The organism is Clostridium sp. ZBS2 (assembly GCF_023845855.1).
In the GTDB taxonomy this organism is placed as follows: Bacteria; Bacillota; Clostridia; order Clostridiales; family Clostridiaceae; genus Clostridium; species Clostridium aquiflavi.
Genome location: NZ_JAMQIF010000007.1, coordinates 160,171 through 181,397, shown reverse-complemented (window position 1 = coordinate 181,397; position 21,227 = coordinate 160,171). Strand labels below are relative to the sequence as shown.

The window sequence follows — 21,227 nt, the reverse complement described above, 5'->3', positions numbered from 1 at the left end:
CTTGAAGGTACATGTAAGAAAAAGCGATACAGTTGTAGTTATATCTGGTAAAGATAAAGGAAAAACTGGTGAAGTTTTAAAAGTATATCCAAAGACAGGAAAAGTTCTTGTTCAAGGAGTTAACATAGTTAAAAAGCATCAAAAAGCTAATAAGAGCCAAGTTGAAAGTGCTATAATCGAAAGAGAAGCAGCTATTAACAGTTCTAAGGTTATGTTATATTGTAACAAATGTAAAAATGCTACAAGAATAGCTAACAAAATATTAGATGATGGTACTAAAGTTAGAGTATGTAAGAAATGTTCAGAAACATTCTAAATTCTGAAAGGAGGTAACTATAAATGACAAGACTTCAAGAAAAATATTCAAAAGAAGTAATCCCAGCGATGATTGAAAAGTTCGGATATAAGAACGTTATGGAAATTCCAAAGCTAGAAAAGATCGTAATTAACATGGGTGTTGGAGAAGCTAAGGAAAATCAAAAAGTTTTAGAATCAGCAGTTAGTGATTTAAGTTTAATAGCTGGTCAAAAGCCAATATTAACAAGAGCTAAAAAATCAGTTGCTAACTTTAAAATAAGAGAAAATATGGCTTTAGGATGTAAAGTTACATTAAGAAAAGCAAAGATGTATGAATTTGCTGATAAATTAATGAGTATAGCATTACCTAGAGTAAGAGATTTCAGAGGAGTTTCAGCTAAAGCATTTGATGGTAGAGGAAACTATTCTTTAGGAATAAAAGAACAATTAATATTCCCAGAAATAGAATATGATAAGATTGATAAAGTTAGAGGGATGGATATAATCTTCGTTACAACAGCAAATACAGACGAAGAAGCAAGAGAATTACTTAGATTTCTTGGAATGCCATTCGCTCAATAATAAGGAGGGAAACATATTGGCACGTAAAGCTATTATTGAAAAGTGGAGTAAAACTCCTAAATACAAAACTAGAGCTTATACAAGATGTAGAATATGTGGAAGACCACATGCTGTATTAAGAAAATACGGAGTATGTCGTATTTGTTTTAGAGAACTTGCTTATAAAGGCGAAATTCCTGGTTGCAGAAAAGCAAGCTGGTAATAGACATGATGTAATGAAAGGAGGCACAAAAAATGGTTATGACAGATCCAATAGCAGATCTACTTACACGTGTAAGAAATGCTAATGCTGTAAAACACGAAGTTGTAGAAGTACCTTCTTCAAATGTAAAGAAGGCAATTACAAATATATTATTACAAGAGGGTTATATTAAGAATATTGAAGAATATAACGACGGAGTAGTACCAATGTTAAGAATTAGTCTTAAATATGGTGCGAATAATGAAAGAGTTATAACTGGTATTAAGAGAATTTCTAAACCAGGATTAAGAGTATATTGTAAAAAAGATGAAGTACCAAAGGTTCTTAATGGATTAGGAGTTGCAGTAATTTCAACTTCTAAAGGACTAGTGGTTGATAGAGAAGCTAGAAAAGATGGTTTAGGTGGAGAAGTTCTTTGCTACGTTTGGTAGTATTTAAATTTTGAAAATAAACACAAGATAGTTTCACATATAGAATTTAGAAATAATACAGGAGGTGTACTTATGTCAAGAGTTGGTAGATTACCAATAGCTGTTCCTGCTGGCATAACTGTAACTGTAACACCAGACAACGTTGTTACAGTTAAAGGTCCAAAAGGTGAATTAGTTAAAACTATGCATAAAGACATAAATATAGCAGTTGAAAACAATGAAGTAATTGTTACTAGACCAAGTGATCAAAAAGTTCATAGAGCTCTTCATGGTTTAACAAGAGCGTTAATTAATAACATGGTAATCGGAGTTAATGAAGGTTACCAAAAGACTTTAGAATTAGTTGGTGTTGGTTATAGAGCTCAATTACAAGGCAAGAAACTTGTAATGAACCTTGGATATTCACATCCAGTTGAAATCGAACCTATTGATGGAATCACATTTGAAACTCCTGCTGCAACTAAAGTAATTGTTAAAGGTATCGACAAAGAAAAAGTTGGTGCTGCTGCAGCTGATATAAGAAAATGGAGATTACCAGAACCATATAAGGGTAAGGGTATCAAGTTCGAAAACGAAGTGATCAGACGTAAAGAAGGTAAGACTGGTAAGAAATAATAGGAAGGAGTGAGCTGTATGTTCAAAAAGGTAGACAAAAAAGCAAGCAGAACTAAGCGTCACCTTAGAGTTCGTAAGAAAGTTTTTGGTACTCCTGACAGACCAAGACTTTCAGTTTTCAGAAGTGAAAAGAATATATACGCACAAATTATAGATGACGTAAATGCTGTTACAATAGTAGCTGCTTCAAGTTTAGATAAAGAATTTTCAACTAATGGTGGAAATAAAGAAGGTGCTAAACTTGTAGGTGCAGCTGTAGCTAAGAAAGCTATAGAAAAAGGAATTACTGAAGTAGTATTCGACAGAGGTGGATATGTATACCACGGAAGAGTTCAAGAATTAGCAGAAGGCGCTAGAGAAGCAGGCTTAAAATTCTAATATACAAGGAGGGAAATACATGAGAATCGATCCTAGTACACTAGACCTTAAAGAAAAGGTTGTTGATATAAACAGAGTTACTAAGGTTGTTAAAGGTGGTAGAAACTTCAGATTCAGCGCTCTAGTTGTTGTTGGAGACGAAAACGGACACGTTGGCGTTGGAATGGGTAAATCTATCGAAATTCCTGAAGCAATCAAAAAAGGAATAGAAGATGCTAAGAAAAACTTAGTAGAAGTTGCAATGTTAGGAACTACTGTTCCTCATCAAATCAACGGAAAATTTGGAACAGGTAATGTTCTAATAATGCCAGCTAAACAAGGTACAGGAGTTATTGCTGGAGGTCCAGCAAGATCTGTATTAGAATTAGCAGGTTTAAAAGATGTAAGAGCTAAATCATTAGGTTCAAATAATCCTAAAAACATGGTTAAAGCTACAATAAACGGATTAGCAAGCTTAAGAACAGCTGAAGATATAGCTAAATTAAGAGGAAAATCTGTAGAAGAAATATTAGGTTAGGAGGTATTGCAATGGCTAAACTAAAAATTACTTTAGTAAAGAGTTTAATAGGTAGAAAAAAAGAACATATCGCTACTGCAAATGCTCTTGGTCTTAGAAAGATTCGTGCTACAGTAGAACATGAGGGAACACCTCAAATTAAAGGTATGTTAAAGAAAATTGATTACCTATTAAAGGTAGAAGAAATATAAGAAAATAAGGAGGTGTGCTTAAGATGAAACTTCATGAATTACAACCAGCAGCTGGAAGTAAGAAGGCTCCAAAAAGAGTTGGTAGAGGTACAGGTTCTGGTTTAGGAAGAAATGCTGGTAAAGGTGAAAAGGGTCAAAATGCAAGATCAGGCGGTGGAGTAAGACCGGGTTTTGAAGGAGGTCAAATGCCTTTATATAGAAGACTTCCAAAGAGAGGTTTTACAAATATATTTGCTAAAAAATACGTTAGTATTAATGTTGATAGATTAAATATATTTGAAAATGGTACTGAGATAACTCCAGAAGTATTACTTGAAAGAAGAGTTGTAAGTAAGGTATTAGACGGAGTAAAAATACTTGGTAACGGAAATTTAGAAAAATCTTTAACAGTAAAAGGATGTAAGTTCTCAAAGTCTGCAATAGAAAAGATCGAAGCAGCTGGAGGAAAAGTTGAGGTGATTTAAAGTGCTTCAAACTTTACGTAACGCATTTAAGGTTTCTGAACTAAGGAAGAAATTTTTTTGGATAATCTTATTGGTTGCAGTTTTCAGGATGGGAAGTCATATTCCTGTTCCTGGAATCAATGCTGATTATCTAAAAAGCATATCCCAATCAGGCGGTTTATTAAGCTTTTATGATTTATTATCAGGAGGAGCTTTTAGTAGATTCAGTATATTTGCATTAGGCGTTATGCCTTATATTAATGCATCAATCATAATGCAATTATTAACTGTTGCCATCCCTCAATTAGAACAACTTTCTAAAGAGGGTGAAGATGGAAGAAAGAAAATTCAGAATGCTACTCGTTATGTATCACTTGGAATATCATTTATTCTAGCTTTTGGAATATATGCAACTATTTCTAATAGTGGAGCTACAGCAGGAATAAAGACTAGTGAAATGTTAGTTATAATATTTGCATTAGTTGTAGGATCAACTTTCTGTATGTGGTTAGGTGATCAATTAACTGTTAATGGAATTGGAAATGGAACTTCAATATTAATTTTTGTTAATATAGTTTCAAGAATTCCAATGACTATGGGTTCAATTGCTGCTTCTAAACAAGCAGGAAATGTGAGCATAATAGAGATCGCATTATTTGCAGCATTCTTTGTTGCATTGTTAGCTATTGTACTTTATTTCTCATTAGCTGAGAGAAGAATACCAGTTCAATATGCTGGTAAAGCTGTTGGCGGAAGTAAAATGATGAGAAATCAAACAAGTCACATACCATTAAGTATTATAGGGTCAGCAGTTATTGCAATAATATTTGCAATGTCTGTTATGGATTTCCCTAGAACAATAGCTACTTTTGTTCCGAATAAAAGTTGGGCAATGTGGATTTTAACTAATAAAACATGTGTTTTTAATTCTGAAAGTTGGATGTATGTAGTGTTATACGCTATACTTACATTATTCTTCACATGGTTCTATACACAAATAACGTTTAAGCCAGATGAAATGGCTGAAAACTTGCATAAATCTACAGGATTTATACCAGGTGTAAGACCAGGAGAAGCTACAACAAGATATTTTGAAAGAATTCTTAATAGAGTTTCAGTAATAGGTGGAACATTAGCAGCTATTTTAGCAGTAACACCAACTATAGTTCAAAATTATACAGAATTTAAAAATATATCTTTCTCAGGAACGGCACTTTTAATCATTATAGGTGTAGCATTAGATTTCAACAGACAAGTTGAATCACAAATGACAATGCGTCACTATAAAGGATTTCTAAAATAGATTAAGTAAAATGGAGATGAAGCCCGTGAAGATAGTATTACTAGGTCCTCCAGGAGCAGGAAAAGGAACACAGGCAAAATCAATTAGCAATAGATATTCAATACCCCATATTTCTACTGGAGACATTTTTAGAAAAAATATTTCTGAAAATACTCCACTTGGTATGGAAGCAAAAAGCTATATGGATAAAGGTTTATTGGTTCCAGACGAAGTAACAATTAATATGGTTAAGGATAGATTACAACAAGAAGATTGTTTATCAGGATATCTATTAGATGGTTTCCCAAGAACTGTAGCACAAGCTGAAGCTCTTAATGAGTTCCTTGAAAATAGAAACGAACAATTAGATACAGCATTATTAATTGATGTACCTAGTGAGTTTATATTAGAAAGAATGACAGGCAGAAGAGTTTGTACATCATGTGGAGGAAGTTTTCATATTAAATTTAACCCACCAAAAATTGATGGAAAATGTAACTTGTGTGGAAGTGATATCGTACAAAGAAAAGACGATACAGTTGAAACTGTAAAGGAAAGAATCGATGTATATGATAAACAAACACAACCACTAATTGAATTTTACAAGAGTAAAAATTTACTTTCAATGGTAGATGGTACAAAAGCTATTGATCAAGTATTTGAAGATATTTGCAAATTATTAGGAGAGCAATAAAACATGATTATTATCAAAAATGATGATGAAATTGCTTTAATGAGAAAAGCAGGTAGAATAGTAGCTGAAACATTATTACTATTGGAAGAAAAAATAAAGCCTGGTATAACTACTGCAGAATTAGACAGGGTAGCAGAAGAATTTATAACTAAGCATGGAGCGAAACCTTCCTTTAAAGGATTATACGGTTTTCCTTCGTCACTATGTATTTCTGTGAATGAGCAAGTAGTTCATGGAATACCAGGAAATTATAAAATAAAAGATGGTGACATAGTTAGTATTGACTGTGGAGCTTTCATTGATGGTTTCCATGGAGATGCAGCAAGGACCTTTCCAATTGGAGAAGTTACAAATGATGCTAAGAGATTAATAGATGTAACAAAAGAAAGTTTCTTTCGAGGTATAAAATATGCCAAAGAAGGAAATAGATTAGGTAATATATCACACGAAATACAAAACTACATTGAGGCAGCAGGTTTCTCAGTAGTAAGAGACTTCGTAGGTCATGGGATTGGAAGGAAACTTCATGAAGATCCCGAAGTGCCTAACTTTGGAAGAGAAGGCAAAGGAACTAAATTACTTAATGGAATGGTATTAGCCATAGAACCTATGGTTAATATGGGAAACTGTAAAGTTAAAACTTTAAGTAATGGATGGACAGTTGTAACGGCAGATGCTACTTTATCTGCACATTATGAAAATACGGTTGCAATTTTGCCAGATGGACCAGAGATATTAACACTTATTAAGTAGAAACAGAGTGTTGCTTAGTTATAAATTTGCATGATACCATTTAGTTAAGTGCTAATTTATTACTAAGGTAATCATCGAGGTGAAAATTTTGCAAAGCAATGACTTGATTGGGAAAATAGTACTTTCAAAAGCAGGAAGAGATATAGAACATTTATATGTTATTGTTAGGCAACTAGATGACAAGTATGTTTTGTTATCTAATGGAAATACAAAAACAGTAAATAAGCCTAAGAAGAAAAAACTTAAGCATTTAAATATATTAGAAAAAGTAGATGAACAACTTAAATCATCTATACAAGTATGCGATAAAAGTACTGATTTAAAAATTAAGAGATTTCTAAAACTTAGAAGCATTGTTAAGGAGGGTTGATTACCTTATGTCAAAAGATGATGTTATAGAAATGCAAGGTACAGTACTAGAATCTTTACCAAATGCCATGTTCCAAGTTGAACTTGAAAGTGGCCATAAAATTCTAGCACATATATCAGGAAAATTAAGAATGAACTTCATTAGAATTCTACCAGGCGATAAGGTTACAGTGGAGCTTTCTCCATATGACTTAACTAGAGGAAGAATTACATGGAGAGCAAAATAAGATAGAGATAATTAACTTTATATCTATCATCAGAAATATGAGGAGGGTTAGCTATGAAAGTAAGACCATCAGTTAAGCCTATTTGCGAAAAGTGCAAAGTAATAAAAAGAAAAGGAAGAGTAATGGTTATCTGTGAAAATCCTAAGCACAAGCAAAAACAAGGTTAATGATCAATTTTACAATAAACTTACATTATAAGGTTAAATAATATTGACATTTTCTTAAAAGTCAAATATGATTATATAGTCGTTTAATTAATTGCAATAGATTTTTAGGAGCGGCTGCAATAGAGAAGTCTATTGGCCTAAAATTTTTATATAATTTTTAAATCAAACTTTTATGCATTTCAATTATCAGGAGGTGTAATTTTTAATGGCAAGAATAGCAGGTGTTGACCTACCAAGAGAAAAAAGAGTTGAAATTGCTTTAACTTATATCTATGGGATAGGTTTATCAACTTCACAAAAAATCTTATCTACAACAGGAATTAGTCCTGATGCTAGAGTAAAAGATTTATCAGAAGACGAAGTAAATGAAATCAGAACTTATATAAATAAGAACTTAATGGTTGAAGGTGACTTAAGAAGAGATGTTGCTTTAAACATTAAGAGATTAGTTGAAATAGGATCATACAGAGGAATAAGACACAGAAGAGGTCTTCCAGTTAGAGGTCAAAAGACTAAAACTAACGCTAGAACTAGAAAAGGTCCTAAAAAAACAATGGCTAATAAAAAGAAATAGTAAGGAGGGAAAATAACTAATGGCTCAAAAAGTTAAGAAAACTAGAAGAAGAAAAGAAAGAAAAAATGTTGAGCATGGCGCAGCGCACATAAAGTCAACTTTCAATAATTCAATAGTTACTTTAACAGATGCAGCAGGTAATGCTTTATCATGGTCAAGTGCAGGTGCACTTGGATTCAGAGGATCAAGAAAAAGCACTCCATTTGCAGCTCAAATGGCAGCTGAAACAGCAGCTAAATCAGCTATGGAACATGGATTAAAAAGTATAGAAGTTTATGTAAAAGGTCCAGGTTCAGGTAGAGAAGCAGCTATAAGATCTTTACAAGCAGCTGGGTTAGAAGTAACTTTAATAAAAGATGTTACTCCAATTCCACACAATGGTTGTAGACCACCAAAGAGAAGAAGAGTTTAATTTAACGTAATAGGAGGTGTAATTTAATGGCAAGATATACTGGAGCTACATGCAGATTATGTAGAAGAGAAGGTATGAAATTATTCCTTAAAGGGGATAGATGTTTCACAGATAAATGTGCTTTTGTTAGAAGAAGCTACGCACCAGGACAACATGGAGCAAGCAAGAAGAAAATGTCAAACTATGGCATTCAATTAAGAGAAAAACAAAAGGCAAGAAGAATATACGGCATTTTAGAAGGCCAATTCAGAACATATTATGAAAAGGCTGAACACATGAAGGGTATAACAGGTGAAAACCTACTTAGATTACTAGAAATGAGATTGGATAACGTAGTTTACAGACTAGGTTATGGTGCATCAAGAAATGAAGCTAGACAATTAGTTACTCATGGACATTTCTTAGTAAATGGTAAAAAGGTTGACATTTGTTCATATCATGTTTCAGTTAATGATGTAATTACTGTATGCGAAAAAAGCAGATCAAGTGAAAAGTTTAAGACTTTCGTAGAAAATCCAAAAACTTTACCAAAATGGTTAGAAGCTAATGTTGATAACTATGAAGGAAAAGTTGTTACAGAGCCATCAAGAGAAGATATAGATGTGCCTGTTAACGAAACACTTATTGTTGAGTTATATAGTAAATAATATATTGAATAAAGTTATATTTGTTAGGCAAATCTATCAAATGATATGCAAATATAGAATCAGTTGCCCTCAAAATAAGGTTGCCATTTATAATATAAGGAGGGTTCGTGGATGTTAGAAATCGAAAAGCCAATAATAGAATGTATCGAAGCTAGTGAAGACGGAACTTATGGAAAATACGTTGTTGAACCACTTGAAAGAGGATATGGTATTACATTAGGAAATGCCCTAAGAAGAATATTATTATCATCTCTTCCAGGAGTAGCAACTAGTTCTGTTAAGATCGATGGAGTTCTTCATGAGTTTTCTACTGTTCAAGGAGTTAAAGAAGATGTTACAGAATTAATTCTTAATATTAAATCTTTAGCTTTAAGAATGAATGGTGAAGGCCCTAAAGTTATCTATATTGATGCTAAAGGACCAGGAGAAGTTACTGGAGCAGATATAAAGACTGACGGAGATGTCGAAGTTGTTAATAAGGATTTACATATAGCAACTTTAGATGATAATGGAAGACTTTATATGGAGTTAACAGTTAATAGAGGAAGAGGATATGTTACTCAAAATAAAAATAAGAGTGATGAATTACCGATTTCAGCAATAGCTGTTGATTCGATTTATACACCAGTAAAGAAAGTTAATTTTACAGTTGACAATACGAGAGTAGGTCAAATTACTGATTATGATAAATTAACTTTAGAAATATGGACTAATGGTACTATAAAGATTGATGAAGCTATAAGTTTATCAGCTAAAATCCTTATAGAACATTTTAAATTATTCATGTCATTAACTAATAATACTAATGATGTTGAAATAATGATAGAAAAAGAAGAAGATAAAAAAGAAAAAGTACTAGAAATGACTGTAGAAGAACTTGATTTATCAGTTAGATCATATAACTGTTTAAAGAGAGCTGGAATTAACACAGTACAAGAACTTGCTACTAAATCAATGGATGATATGATGAAAGTCAGAAATCTAGGAAAGAAATCTTTAGAAGAAGTTGAGAGAAAACTTAAAGAGTTAGGTTTATGCTTAAAACTAAACGATGAGTAAGGAGGTAAATCCATGGCAGGTTATCGTAAGTTAGGTCTACCTACAGACCAAAGAAGAGCTATGCTAAGAAATCTTGTTACAAGTTTATTAAAACACGGCAAAATCGAAACAACTGTAACAAGAGCTAAGGAAACTAGATCTCTTGCAGAAAAAATGATTACTCTTGGAAAAAGAGGAGATCTTCATGCTAGAAGACAGGCATTAGCTTTTATACAAGAAGAATTAGTTGTTAAAAATTTATTTGATAACGTAGCTCCTAAATACGCTGAAAGAAATGGCGGATATACAAGAATGTATAAAAAAGGTCCTAGAAGAGGAGACGGAGCTGAAGTAGTAATACTTGAATTAGTATAACTAATAAGGGGATTAAGTTTAAACTTAGTCCCCATTTTAACATATAAAAATATAAAACTAATATATTATAGAGTACTTTTTGTAAAATCATAGAAAAAATTTCATATTTTTTTATTGAACTTACAATATTTTATTATATAATTAACTTAGCTAATTTTATGTATATACATCAAGGTGTAATATTATGTAAAGTTTTGATTATATTTAAAGTTTTGTATAATGTATTAGTAAGTATAATTTATGGAGGTTAAACAATGAATCAGGAAATGGTTAATTGCACTGATGTATCCTTCAAATATATCAGAAATGAAGAAGGCTCAAGAGAAGAAAAATATGCACTTAAAAATGTTAACCTTAAAGTTAAAAAAGGGGAATTTTTAGTAGTATTAGGCCATAATGGATCAGGTAAATCCACTATAGCTAAACATATGAATGCATTACTTACTCCAAGTAGCGGTACTGTAATAGTAGATAGTTTAAGTACTAGTGATGAAAATAATTTATGGGAAATAAGATCTAGAGCGGGAATGGTTTTTCAAAATCCTGATAATCAATTAGTTGCAACGATTGTTGAAGAAGATGTAGCTTTTGGACCTGAAAATTTAGGCGTAGAAGCAAAAGAAATAAGAAAAAGAGTTGATGATAGCTTAGAAAAAGTTGGAATGAGTGAGTATAAAAGACATGCACCACATCTTTTATCAGGTGGTCAAAAGCAAAGAATTGCAATAGCGGGAATATTAGCAATTCAACCTAAATGTATAATTTTTGATGAGCCAACAGCTATGCTAGACCCATCTGGGAGAAAAGATGTTTTAAAAACTATAAAAGATATAAATGAAAATTATGGTATTACTATAGTTTTAATAACTCATTATATGGATGAAGCAGCTCAAGCAGATAGAATTGTAGTTATGGATGGTGGGGAAGTTAAAATGGAAGGAACACCAAAAGAAATTTTTCCACAAGTTGAAATGATGAAGAATATAGGATTGGATGTACCACAAGTTACAGAGTTAACTTATGAACTTAGAAAAGAAGGAATAGACATTCCAAAAGAAATATTAAATGTAGATGAGATGGTGAATGCGATATGTCAATTAAAGTAGAAAATTTAACACATATATATATGCCTAAAACACCTTTTGAAAAAGTTGCTTTGGATAATGTTAATATAGAAATAAAAGATGGTGAATTTGTAGCATTAATTGGACATACAGGTTCTGGAAAATCTACTTTTATTCAACATTTAAATGGTCTGCTAGAGGCTACAAGTGGAACTATAATCGTTGACGGGCTTGATATAACAAAAAAACAAATAAATCTAACTGATGTAAGAAAAAAGGTTGGACTTGTATTTCAATATCCAGAATATCAAATATTTGAAGAAACTATAGCAAAAGATATAGCTTTTGGACCTAAAAATTTAGGATTAACTGAAGATGAAATAAAAACTAGAGTAATTGAATCTATGAATATGGTTGGATTAGATTATGAGACATATAAAGACCAATCTCCCTTTGACTTAAGTGGAGGACAAAAGAGAAGAGTAGCCATAGCAGGTGTTATTGCTATGAAGCCAACTACATTAATATTAGATGAACCAACAGCGGGATTAGACCCTAAAGGAAGAGATGATATATTAGAACAAATTTCTAAACTTCATAAAGAATATAATATGACTATTATATTGGTTAGTCATAGTATGGAAGATGTAGCTAAAATAGCTGAAAGAATAGTTGTTATGAATCATGGTAAGGTTGCATTACAAGGGAAACCTTCAGAAGTATTCAAGGAAGTAGATAAATTAGAAAAGATAGGTTTAGGAGTTCCTCAAGTTACATATTTGGTAAGAGAACTTAGAAAAAAAGGGTTTAAAATATCAGATGATGTTTTTACAATAGAAGGGGCTAAAAAGGAATTACTAAGAATCTTGAAAGAAAAAAATAAATATTTATAAATTAATATTACTCTTAAATTAAGAGAGGAGGAATTTTGCCAAAGCACATATCAACTAAGTGGTTATTGGCAATAATTAAATTAGTATGTTAAAGGATATTACTATAGGACAATATATACCAGGGGAATCTTTTATTCATAAATTAGATCCAAGAACAAAGATACTGATATCAATACTTTTTATCGTATGTTTATTTATAATTAATAAATTTGTTGGATATACTTTTGTATTTTTATTTTTAGCATCAATAATATTAATTGCAAAAATTCCATTAAGATTTATTTTTAATGGATTAAAACCGGTATTTTTATTAATTGCATTAACAGCTGTTCTAAATATTTTTATGATTAAAGGTACTTCAGAAACATTAATATTTAAAGTTGGATTTTTATCTGTATATACAGAGGGGCTTAGATTAGCAGGATTTATGGCATTAAGATTGATATTTCTAATAGTTGGAACATCAATTCTAACATTAACTACATCACCTATAGAATTAACTGATGGAATAGAAAAGTTAATAAGACCTATAGGAAAAGAAATGGCACATGAGCTTGCTATGATGATGACAATTGCATTAAGATTTATTCCAACACTTATGGATGAAACAGATAAGATAATGAAAGCACAAAAAGCAAGAGGTGCTGATTTTGAATCTGGAAATATAATAAATAAAGCTAAAAGCTTAGTTCCGTTATTAGTTCCATTATTTATAAGTTCTTTTAGAAGAGCAGATGAATTAGCTATGGCTATGGAGGCTAGAGGATATAGAGGTGGAGCAGGAAGAACAAGAATGAAAGTATTAAAATTCACATCTAAGGATATAATAGCTTTTGTTGTATTTTCATTAATTATATTATGGAGTGTAGTTGTTAGGTTTATTTTATGATTTAAAGAGGAAATATATGAGAAATATAAAATTAATAATTGAATTTGATGGTACAAATTTTTGTGGCTGGCAAAGGCAAGTTAAAGATAGAACTGTCCAGGGTTGCTTAGAAAATGCTATTTTGAAGATGACAGGAGAAAAGAGTTTAACTAATGGAAGCTCTAGAACAGATGGTGGAGTCCATGCTAAGGCTATGGTAGCAAATTTCTTCACGAATAGCAGTATACCAGGTGAGAAGTTTAGAGAAGCATTAAATACTAAATTACCTGACGATATTGCAATAATAAAATCTGAAGAAGTAGATATGGACTTTCATGCACGATATTCTTCTAAAGGAAAGATGTATTCTTATACTATTGTTAATAGATATGAAAAGCTATCTTTTGGAAAACAATATGTACATCATGTTAGAAAACAATTAAATGTTGAAGATATGAAAAAGGCTTGTGAATATTTTATAGGTAAGCATGACTTTAAGGCTTTTATGTCACCAGGAAGTTCAGCCAAAACAACAGTTAGAACTATAACTGATTTTTACATAGAAGAAAATAAAAATATTATTAAAATTTTTATAAGTGCTGATGGCTTTTTGTATAATATGGTGAGAATAATAGTAGGTACATTAATTAATGTTGGAACAGGAAAAACAAAACTTGAAGAAGTTGATAATATAATAAATGATGGCATTAGAAAGAGAGCAGGAATGTGTGTGCCACCTAATGGTTTGGTTTTAGAAAAAGTTTTTTATTAAATATTGCAAAAAACATTGACACGCCCGTAAGCGTGTATTATAATAAGTTTGTTTGTTAAAAGATTTATGTATATAAGATCCACTAGCCCCGGGTCTTGACATAAAAGTGCGTACAAAAATAAAAGTATGCCATAATGTAAGTTCAGGGAGGGAAAGAGATGAAATCATACATTGCGAAAGCACAAGAAGTTGAAAGAAAATGGTATGTTGTTGATGCTGCTGGTAAGCCACTAGGAAGAGTTGCTAGCCAAGTTGCTTCAATTTTAAGAGGAAAAAATAAACCAACATTTACACCAAATGTTGATTGCGGAGATTTCGTTATAGTAATCAATGCAGAAGAGGTTGTTTTAACTGGTAAAAAGTTAGATCAAAAAATGTTAAGAAAGCATAGTTTTTATCCAGGTGGATTAAAGGAAACTCCTTATAGAGAAGTATTAGCTAAGAAGCCTGAATTCGCTTTTGAAGAAGCTGTAAGAAGAATGCTTCCAAAGGGAGTATTAGGAAGACAAATGCTAAAGAAATTAAATGTATACAGAGGTGCTGAACATAATCATGCAGCTCAAAAACCAGAAGTACTAGAATTAAAGTACTAATAAGATCTCGGGAGGAGGAAATAGAAAATGGCAAAAGTTCAATACATGGGTACTGGAAGAAGAAAGAAATCAGTTGCAAGAGTTAGACTTGTACCAGGAAACGGTAAAGTTGTTATAAATAAAAGAGAAATCGAAACATTCTTCGGTTTAGAAACTTTAAGAGTAATAGTTAACCAACCATTAGTTTTAACTGGAACTAAAGATAAGTTTGATGTTTTAGTAAATGTTCACGGTGGTGGATTTACAGGTCAAGCAGGAGCTATAAGACACGGTATAACTAGAGCATTAGTTAAATCTGATGAAGCTTTAAAACCAGAATTAAAGAAGGCTGGATTCTTAACTAGAGATCCTAGAATGAAGGAAAGAAAGAAATACGGTCTTAAGAAAGCAAGAAGAGCTCCACAATTCTCAAAGAGATAGGAATTTATATCTTGCAAAAAAAGGGGGAGGAATTATTTCTCTTCCTTTTTTTTATCTTCATTAATAAATTATAATTAAAATTTGCAATTAAATTTTATAGCAAGAAAGTATGTCATAAAAAATCATGATATACATAAGATATCTTTGTTTGAAAATTCCAAAAAGATTCAATATTATATAAAAAGATTAAATTTTATACTAAATTTAATAAAAAAATCAATTTGTATATTAAAACTAGGTTAAAAATCACTCTAAAATATTAACATAATGTAAAAAATCAGGTACACTAAAAATGTTGATAAATAAAATAAGTGAAGGGGACAAATAATTTGGAATCTATAATAATGGTTATAATAAAATTAATGGGTGGCTTAGGCTTATTTATTTATGGTATGAAATTAATGGGTGACGGGCTAGAAAATGCAGCAGGAGATGGTCTTAAAAACATTCTTGAAAAAGTAACAAGTAATCCAATATCTGCTGTTTTTATTGGAGCAGTAGTTACAGCTGTAATTCAAAGTAGTAGTGCAACTACAGTTATGGTAGTGGGATTCGTTAATGCAGGACTTATGAATTTAGCTCAAGCAGCAGGAATTATAATGGGAGCTAATATAGGAACAACAATAACAGCTCAATTGGTATCATTTAAATTAGATGAAATAGCACCTATATTTGTGTTTATTGGAGCTGCTATGGTTATGTTTGCAAGAGGAAAAAAGAGAAAAGATATTGGAAACATAGTTTTAGGTTTCGGTATACTATTTACAGGAATGGGTATAATGAGTGCTTCTATGAAACCATTAACAAATACTCCTTTCTTTTCAGATGCTATAGCATCTATTGGAGATAATTGGTTTATAGGAGTAATTGCGGGAACAGCAATAACAGCAATACTTCAAAGTTCATCAGCAACAACAGGAATATTAGTAGCATTAGCTACTGCAAATGCTATAGATATAACAGTAGCTTTACCTATTATATTTGGATGTAATATAGGGACATGTATAACAGCAATGATTGCAAGTGTTGGAACTAACAAGACAGCACATAAAGCAGCAATGCTACATTTGGTATTTAATATTACAGGTACAATTATATTCCTACCGTTTTTAGGAGTACTTGGAGATTTTGTATCTACAACTAGTACTGATGTAAGTAGACAAATTGCTAATGCTCATACAGTTTTTAATTTAGTAAATACAGCAATACTATTACCTCTTAATAAATACATAATAATTCTTATAAATAAAATAATACCAGGTGAAGATGAAATAGAGAAAAAAGGACCTAAATACATAGATAATAGACTTTTAGAAACTCCTGTTATTGCAGCAGGACAAGTTATAAAAGAAACTATAAGAATGGCTAATAAGGCTAGAAAAAATTTAGAATTATCTATGAAATCATTTATTGATAATGATGATACATTAGTTAAACAAGTTTATGAAAACGAAGAGATAATTAATATTTTGGAAGAAAGCATAACTGCATATTTAGTTAAACTTTCTAAGTGTGATTTATCAGATAAAGAAAAAGGTATAGTAGCATCTACATTCCATGTAATTATAGATATTGAAAGAATAGGTGATCATGCTAGAAATATTGCAGAATTAGCGAACCAAAAAATACATAAAAAGCTTAAGTACAGTGAAGAAGCTATAGGAGAATTATACGATATATATAATACTACAGTTGAAGCATTAGAAATTGCAATTGATTCATATGCAACAAGAGATTTCGAAAAAGCAAAAACTATTATTGAAGTTGAAAGAAAAATAGATACTTACCAAAAAACTTATAGAGACAAGCATATAAAGAGACTTTATGAAGAAAAATGTAATGCTTATGCAGGAGCTATTTTCTTAGACTTAGTTAATAATTTTGAGCGTATAGGAGATCATTCAACTAATATTGCTGAAAGTGTAATAGAAAATTATAAATAATTTTATAACACATCAAATAATAATTTTAAATATTATTTGGTGTGTTTTTTTATTCTATATTATTTGAATAAATAAAATTCATGTAACAAATAATACTCTGTATAAGAGTTTTTATTTAATGGGAGGTATCATCTATGAAAATTAGAAGAATGTTATTTATCTTTTGTGTAATATTTCTTATAGTTGGAATGCCAACAAGAGTATTAGCAGAAGAGAGTAGTAAATCAAATCATGTGATTTTAATAGATCCAGGTCATGGTGGTATAGACGGTGGAGCAAAGTCAAAAAATGGAACTGTTGAAAAAGATATAAATCTATCTATAAGTTCAAAGCTAAAAGATCAATTAGAAAGTTCAGGATATACTGTTTATTTAACTAGGGAAAGTGATTCAGAATTAGATAGGAAAAAGGTAAATGATTTAAATGCAAGATGCAAAATGAAAAAAGAAAAGAACTGTGAAGTATTTATATCTATTCATCAAAATATGTTTCCACAACCTAAATGTTTTGGAGCACAAGTATGGTATTCAAACAATGAAAAAAGTAAACTTTTAGCCGATAATATACAAAATTCATTAAAAGCTAATATAGATGACGGAAATAAAAGAGTTGCTAAAGCTGCAAAAGATCAATATAGAATCTTAAGAGATGGTTATGATGGAGCATGCGTATTAGTAGAATGTGGTTTTTTATCTAACAATAAAGAGGAACAAAATCTAAAAAGTGATGAGCATCAAGAAAAAATAGCTAAGAGTATTTTAGATTCAGTTAATTCTTATTTTGAAAATGATAATAAGTAGGTAAATTGAATATCTCAAAATGATAAAATAGTCATTTTGAGATATTGTATTTGTAAATCTTTAATAAGTATACAGTTTGGAAATGGTGATTATATTATTAGTTATCCTGACTTTTTTTTAGTTTATTTTCTACATCAGAAAAATTATAAGAGATTTTAGAATCGTTATTTAAGGTTATCCAAAAAGTTTTTCCTTTTGTTAAATATATAGAAGAGTCTTTCTTAAATTCTTTGAATAATCCGCCAGAGTATACATAGAAAGTATTTTCTTTTTGAGAACTAGCATCTATTACAATATTTTTATATGTTATTGGAAGTTTAGTAGATGAATCAATAGTTTGAGTCCCATTATTAAAATGATGATATTCATTATTGTAATAAAGGAAGTTTGAAAAATTAAAGTCAATATCTATTATTGATATAGTATCAATGCAGTTATTATTAAATTCATTCTTTAATTTTTCATATTCTAGAAAAGTTATATTTGGAAAATCATTTTCATTAACATAAGATATAATTTCCATGGATGAATCATTAATAAAGTCATTATTAAAAAATATAGCAGAGTAATTGGATTGATGAATTATTGGATCGTAATTTAGTATTAATATTTCAGATTTTGATATTGAAGGCAATTTATTTATATCATTCTCTTTAAATTTTATTTTATATGATGAATTGATGTTAAAAACATCATAAACATCATCTGTTACTATTTTTTCAACACGGAGACTATTTTTATAAGAAGTTTTATGAAAAAAAATATCATTTAACAATAAAATACTATTGTATAAAATAAGACCAGTTAAAAATATAGTTAGAATATAAATAACATTTCTGATTATTTTGTTCAAATCAATATTATTCATTTTGTAACTCCTTAATAAAGTATTATGTTTAATTATAGTAGTGCAAATTTGAAAATATGAGATTTTTATTGTTGTAAATAAATAAAAATAAAATTAAACTTATAATTAATAAAAGATTTATAGGAGTTGTGATTATGAGAGAAGTTAATGTAAGCTGCATTAGAGAAGCTGTAAAAGAATTGTGTATTAAAGCAAATTATTTCCTTGGGGAAGACATAAGACAAGCATTGAAAGACTCTAAAGATAAAGAGACATGGAATCTAGCAGAAGATATTTTAGACAAGATAATTATAAATTCAGAAATTGCAGATAAAGAACATATGCCTATGTGTCAAGATACAGGAATGGCATGTGTTTTTGTGGAATTGGGTCAAGATGTTCATTTAATTGGAGGTAATTTAAGTGAAGCTATTAATGAAGGAGTAAAAAGAGGCTATGAAGAAGGATTTTTAAGAAAATCAGTAGTAAATGATCCATTAAGAAGAATTAATACAAATGATAATACTCCAGCTGTAATTTATTATGATATAGTGCCCGGAAATAAAATAAAGATAACTGTTGCACCAAAAGGTTTTGGATCTGAAAATATGAGTAAAATAGCTATGCTAAAACCATCAGATGGAGTAGATGGTGTTAAAAAATTTATTTTAGAAGTTATTAAACAGGCAGGACCGAATCCATGTCCTCCAATGGTAATTGGTGTTGGAATAGGTGGAACTTTTGATAAAGCAGCTTATTTAGCTAAAAAAGCATTATTAAGACCTATAAATGTAAGAAATAATGATGAGTATTATAAAGAATTAGAGATAGAATTATTAGAAAAAGTAAATAAATTGGGAATAGGACCTCAAGGGTTTGGAGGAAGAACTACAGCATTGGGATTAAATATAGAAATATATCCAACTCATATTGCAGGACTTCCAGTTGCAGTAAATATAAATTGTCATGCAACAAGACATAAAGAAATAATAATATAGATATTATATAATGGGGGAAGAAAAAATATGGAAATCAAACTACATACACCTCTTACATCAGAAAAAACTTTGAAATTAAAAGCAGGTGATACTGTTTTGCTAAGTGGAATAATTTATTCAGCTAGAGATGCTGCTCATAAAAGATTAATTGAATTATTAGATAAAGATGAGAAATTACCTTTAAATATAGATAATGAAATAATATATTATGTTGGACCATCTCCAGCGAAACCAGGAAGCGTTATAGGATCAGCAGGACCTACAACTAGTTATAGGATGGATTCATATGCACCAAGGCTGTTAGAATTAGGATTAAAAGGTATGATAGGTAAAGGCGCAAGAAATGAAGAAGTTATAGAATCTATTAAAAAAAATGACGCTATATACTTTGGTGCCATTGGAGGAGCTGCTGCATTAATAGCTAAAAGTATAGTTAAGTCAGAAATAATTGCGTATGAAGATTTAGGGGCTGAAGCAATAAGGAAAATGGAAGTTAAAGATATGCCTTTAGTTGTGATTATTGATTCTGAAGGAAATAATCTTTACGAAATTGGTCAAAAAGATTATTTAGGTACTTTGAAATAAGGATTTGTTTTAAGACAATGTTTTTATAAGCATTTTTAGTATTACTAAGTTTAATTACTTAGTCAACTATAAACATATTAAGATAAAAAATAATAGACAGGATTAACAAATTTACTTAACCTGTCTATTTAATATTATAAATTTATAAAGCCTCTACCTTTAACTTCAGATATATCTACTATAGTAATAAAAGCAGCTGGATCTATGTAATGAATAGATGTTTTTAAATCAAGCATTTGTCGAGTTGTAACTATACAGTAAAGCATTTTCTTTTTATTATGAGTATATTCTCCTTCAGCAAATAAAGATGTTATCCCTCTATGCAAATCAGTTATAACATAGTTTATAACTTCTTGCTCTTTCTCAGTTAAAATAAGAAGTAATTTTTTACTGCTAAATCCTTTTAACATTTTATCTAACACAATACTTTGAGTAAATAATGATATAAGTGTATAAAGTGCTTGAGGTAATCCAAATATGATTGCTCCAATTATAATGATAATACAGTTTAATGCAAAACCTAAGCTACCAATATTAAAATTCGAGTATTTTTTTCTTATAAGCATAGTTATTACATCTGTTCCACCAGTAGAACCATGTCTTAGAAAGACTAATCCATATCCTATTCCACATAAAACACCACCATAGATACAATAAAGAAGAATATCATTTACATAAATAATATTTGTAAATGGTCTTGTTAACATTAATGACAATGATAGAGAAATCATTCCTATTGTTGTGTATATAGTGAAATTTCTATCTAATTTTTTATAACTTAGTAATAAAAGTGGAATGTTTATAACAAAGACAACAATACCTGATGGTAATCCCATTGTATATTCTAGTATAAGAGCAAGTCCTGTAGCCCCTCCACTTAATAGCTTAGCATGAGATAGGAATAAATTTACGCCTAAAGAGGCTATAAAACATCCTAAAAAAATAATTAAGGTATCCATGATTAGGTTCTTATATTTGCTAATTTTGCTCATCAAAATTACTCCTTTAAATATATAATTAAGTCCAATAAATATTAATACACTTTATTATAATAAAAATCAAGTTATTTATATAAGATAACATATTTTTTACAATAATGTTTAGTAATAATTGAAAACATATATATTATAATAGATAATGTTTTTATAAATTAATTTGTTTTAAAATAATATTAACATTTTAATATAGTGTAATCCTACTATTATAATAAAAGATCAATATTTATTTAAAATATGTTTTAGCAGAGTGTT

Annotated in this window: 32 protein-coding genes; 30 read left to right on the top strand and 2 right to left on the bottom strand. The window is 30.1% G+C overall.

From position 1 onward, the window contains the following. Window position 1: 1 nt before the first annotated feature. The 28 genes from rplX to cwlD all read left to right on the top strand — a co-directional run bounded on the left by rplX (window position 2) and on the right by cwlD (window position 17,547). Window positions 2–316: a 50S ribosomal protein L24 gene (rplX, locus tag NG918_RS05475; RefSeq protein WP_252215018.1), complete on the top strand. Its 315-nt coding sequence runs from the start codon at window positions 2–4 to the stop codon at window positions 314–316. A gap of 23 nt (window positions 317–339) precedes the next feature. Next, entirely contained in the window at window positions 340–879 is a 540-nt protein-coding gene (gene rplE / locus NG918_RS05470; RefSeq protein WP_003374539.1) for a 50S ribosomal protein L5, read from the top strand. Window positions 880–895: 16 nt separating this feature from the next. Continuing rightward, a complete protein-coding gene (locus NG918_RS05465) occupies window positions 896–1,081 on the top strand; it encodes a type Z 30S ribosomal protein S14 (protein WP_003372253.1) in 186 nt (61 codons plus the stop codon). Window positions 1,082–1,113: 32 nt separating this feature from the next. Continuing rightward, the gene (rpsH, locus tag NG918_RS05460; protein ID WP_003372441.1) at window positions 1,114–1,512 is read left to right on the top strand and encodes a 30S ribosomal protein S8; all 399 of its coding nucleotides are present in this window, start codon (window positions 1,114–1,116) and stop codon (window positions 1,510–1,512) included. A gap of 72 nt (window positions 1,513–1,584) precedes the next feature. Further along, on the top strand, window positions 1,585–2,127 hold the full coding sequence (rplF, locus tag NG918_RS05455; RefSeq protein WP_252215020.1) for a 50S ribosomal protein L6: 543 nt from the start codon (window positions 1,585–1,587) through the stop codon (window positions 2,125–2,127). 18 nt (window positions 2,128–2,145) lie between these two features. Beyond that, window positions 2,146–2,505 carry a 50S ribosomal protein L18 gene (gene rplR, locus NG918_RS05450; protein ID WP_003369785.1) on the top strand — a complete coding sequence of 120 codons (360 nt, stop codon included), beginning with the start codon at window positions 2,146–2,148 and terminating at the stop codon, window positions 2,503–2,505. 19 nt (window positions 2,506–2,524) lie between these two features. Beyond that, window positions 2,525–3,022 carry a 30S ribosomal protein S5 gene (gene rpsE / locus NG918_RS05445; protein WP_003373238.1) on the top strand — a complete coding sequence of 166 codons (498 nt, stop codon included), beginning with the start codon at window positions 2,525–2,527 and terminating at the stop codon, window positions 3,020–3,022. A gap of 11 nt (window positions 3,023–3,033) precedes the next feature. After that, window positions 3,034–3,213 carry a 50S ribosomal protein L30 gene (gene rpmD, locus NG918_RS05440; protein ID WP_003372301.1) on the top strand — a complete coding sequence of 60 codons (180 nt, stop codon included), beginning with the start codon at window positions 3,034–3,036 and terminating at the stop codon, window positions 3,211–3,213. A 23-nt stretch (window positions 3,214–3,236) separates the two neighbouring features. Continuing rightward, window positions 3,237–3,677 (top strand): 50S ribosomal protein L15, encoded by a 441-nt coding sequence (rplO, locus tag NG918_RS05435; protein ID WP_252215022.1) that lies wholly within the window; start codon window positions 3,237–3,239, stop codon window positions 3,675–3,677. A 1-nt stretch (window position 3,678) separates the two neighbouring features. Beyond that, window positions 3,679–4,959 (top strand): preprotein translocase subunit SecY, encoded by a 1,281-nt coding sequence (secY, locus tag NG918_RS05430; protein WP_252215024.1) that lies wholly within the window; start codon window positions 3,679–3,681, stop codon window positions 4,957–4,959. A 25-nt stretch (window positions 4,960–4,984) separates the two neighbouring features. Next, window positions 4,985–5,632, top strand: a complete 648-nt coding sequence (locus NG918_RS05425; RefSeq protein WP_252215026.1) for an adenylate kinase — start codon at window positions 4,985–4,987, stop codon at window positions 5,630–5,632. Between the two features lie 3 nt (window positions 5,633–5,635). Then, window positions 5,636–6,385 carry a type I methionyl aminopeptidase gene (gene map / locus NG918_RS05420; RefSeq protein WP_252215028.1) on the top strand — a complete coding sequence of 250 codons (750 nt, stop codon included), beginning with the start codon at window positions 5,636–5,638 and terminating at the stop codon, window positions 6,383–6,385. An 88-nt stretch (window positions 6,386–6,473) separates the two neighbouring features. Then, window positions 6,474–6,755 carry a KOW domain-containing RNA-binding protein gene (locus NG918_RS05415; RefSeq protein ID WP_252215031.1) on the top strand — a complete coding sequence of 94 codons (282 nt, stop codon included), beginning with the start codon at window positions 6,474–6,476 and terminating at the stop codon, window positions 6,753–6,755. 7 nt (window positions 6,756–6,762) lie between these two features. Further along, complete coding sequence (gene infA / locus NG918_RS05410; protein ID WP_002582630.1) at window positions 6,763–6,981, top strand: translation initiation factor IF-1; 219 nt, start codon at window positions 6,763–6,765, stop codon at window positions 6,979–6,981. Window positions 6,982–7,034: 53 nt separating this feature from the next. Next, a complete protein-coding gene (gene rpmJ, locus NG918_RS05405; RefSeq protein ID WP_003373491.1) occupies window positions 7,035–7,148 on the top strand; it encodes a 50S ribosomal protein L36 in 114 nt (37 codons plus the stop codon). A gap of 205 nt (window positions 7,149–7,353) precedes the next feature. Beyond that, window positions 7,354–7,722, top strand: coding sequence for a 30S ribosomal protein S13 (gene rpsM / locus NG918_RS05400; RefSeq protein WP_003372942.1), 369 nt, complete (start codon window positions 7,354–7,356; stop codon window positions 7,720–7,722). 19 nt (window positions 7,723–7,741) lie between these two features. After that, window positions 7,742–8,134, top strand: a complete 393-nt coding sequence (gene rpsK / locus NG918_RS05395; protein WP_252215034.1) for a 30S ribosomal protein S11 — start codon at window positions 7,742–7,744, stop codon at window positions 8,132–8,134. 26 nt (window positions 8,135–8,160) lie between these two features. Beyond that, the gene (gene rpsD, locus NG918_RS05390; protein WP_252215036.1) at window positions 8,161–8,781 is read left to right on the top strand and encodes a 30S ribosomal protein S4; all 621 of its coding nucleotides are present in this window, start codon (window positions 8,161–8,163) and stop codon (window positions 8,779–8,781) included. A gap of 111 nt (window positions 8,782–8,892) precedes the next feature. Further along, the gene (locus NG918_RS05385) at window positions 8,893–9,840 is read left to right on the top strand and encodes a DNA-directed RNA polymerase subunit alpha (protein WP_252215040.1); all 948 of its coding nucleotides are present in this window, start codon (window positions 8,893–8,895) and stop codon (window positions 9,838–9,840) included. A gap of 12 nt (window positions 9,841–9,852) precedes the next feature. Then, on the top strand, window positions 9,853–10,194 hold the full coding sequence (gene rplQ / locus NG918_RS05380; RefSeq protein ID WP_252215042.1) for a 50S ribosomal protein L17: 342 nt from the start codon (window positions 9,853–9,855) through the stop codon (window positions 10,192–10,194). Between the two features lie 254 nt (window positions 10,195–10,448). Beyond that, window positions 10,449–11,300 carry an energy-coupling factor transporter ATPase gene (locus NG918_RS05375; RefSeq protein ID WP_252215045.1) on the top strand — a complete coding sequence of 284 codons (852 nt, stop codon included), beginning with the start codon at window positions 10,449–10,451 and terminating at the stop codon, window positions 11,298–11,300. Then, window positions 11,285–12,151, top strand: a complete 867-nt coding sequence (locus NG918_RS05370; protein ID WP_252215050.1) for an energy-coupling factor transporter ATPase — start codon at window positions 11,285–11,287, stop codon at window positions 12,149–12,151. The genes NG918_RS05375 and NG918_RS05370 overlap by 16 nt, the downstream gene beginning before the upstream one ends. A gap of 85 nt (window positions 12,152–12,236) precedes the next feature. Continuing rightward, window positions 12,237–13,040: an energy-coupling factor transporter transmembrane component T family protein gene (locus tag NG918_RS05365; protein ID WP_252215052.1), complete on the top strand. Its 804-nt coding sequence runs from the start codon at window positions 12,237–12,239 to the stop codon at window positions 13,038–13,040. A 16-nt stretch (window positions 13,041–13,056) separates the two neighbouring features. After that, window positions 13,057–13,791 carry a tRNA pseudouridine(38-40) synthase TruA gene (gene truA / locus NG918_RS05360; RefSeq protein WP_252215054.1) on the top strand — a complete coding sequence of 245 codons (735 nt, stop codon included), beginning with the start codon at window positions 13,057–13,059 and terminating at the stop codon, window positions 13,789–13,791. Window positions 13,792–13,949: 158 nt separating this feature from the next. After that, window positions 13,950–14,384: a 50S ribosomal protein L13 gene (gene rplM / locus NG918_RS05355; protein WP_252225154.1), complete on the top strand. Its 435-nt coding sequence runs from the start codon at window positions 13,950–13,952 to the stop codon at window positions 14,382–14,384. Window positions 14,385–14,411: 27 nt separating this feature from the next. Then, window positions 14,412–14,804: a 30S ribosomal protein S9 gene (rpsI, locus tag NG918_RS05350; RefSeq protein WP_090090856.1), complete on the top strand. Its 393-nt coding sequence runs from the start codon at window positions 14,412–14,414 to the stop codon at window positions 14,802–14,804. 329 nt (window positions 14,805–15,133) lie between these two features. Further along, window positions 15,134–16,747: a Na/Pi cotransporter family protein gene (locus tag NG918_RS05345; RefSeq protein WP_434062237.1), complete on the top strand. Its 1,614-nt coding sequence runs from the start codon at window positions 15,134–15,136 to the stop codon at window positions 16,745–16,747. 134 nt (window positions 16,748–16,881) lie between these two features. Beyond that, window positions 16,882–17,547, top strand: a complete 666-nt coding sequence (gene cwlD, locus NG918_RS05340) for an N-acetylmuramoyl-L-alanine amidase CwlD (RefSeq protein ID WP_252215058.1) — start codon at window positions 16,882–16,884, stop codon at window positions 17,545–17,547. A 97-nt stretch (window positions 17,548–17,644) separates the two neighbouring features. Here cwlD and NG918_RS05335 read toward each other — a convergent pair whose 3' ends face one another. Then, window positions 17,645–18,415 carry a hypothetical protein gene (locus NG918_RS05335; RefSeq protein ID WP_252225152.1) on the bottom strand — a complete coding sequence of 257 codons (771 nt, stop codon included), beginning with the start codon at window positions 18,413–18,415 and terminating at the stop codon, window positions 17,645–17,647. Window positions 18,416–18,549: 134 nt separating this feature from the next. On the opposite strand from NG918_RS05335, the gene NG918_RS05330 reads away from it, so the two are divergent. Then, window positions 18,550–19,392, top strand: coding sequence for a fumarate hydratase (locus tag NG918_RS05330; protein ID WP_252215062.1), 843 nt, complete (start codon window positions 18,550–18,552; stop codon window positions 19,390–19,392). A gap of 27 nt (window positions 19,393–19,419) precedes the next feature. Then, window positions 19,420–19,977, top strand: coding sequence for a Fe-S-containing hydro-lyase (locus NG918_RS05325; protein WP_252225149.1), 558 nt, complete (start codon window positions 19,420–19,422; stop codon window positions 19,975–19,977). Window positions 19,978–20,111: 134 nt separating this feature from the next. Here NG918_RS05325 and NG918_RS05320 read toward each other — a convergent pair whose 3' ends face one another. Then, entirely contained in the window at window positions 20,112–20,969 is an 858-nt protein-coding gene (locus NG918_RS05320) for a YitT family protein (protein WP_252215065.1), read from the bottom strand. Between the last annotated feature and the right edge of the window lie 258 nt (window positions 20,970–21,227).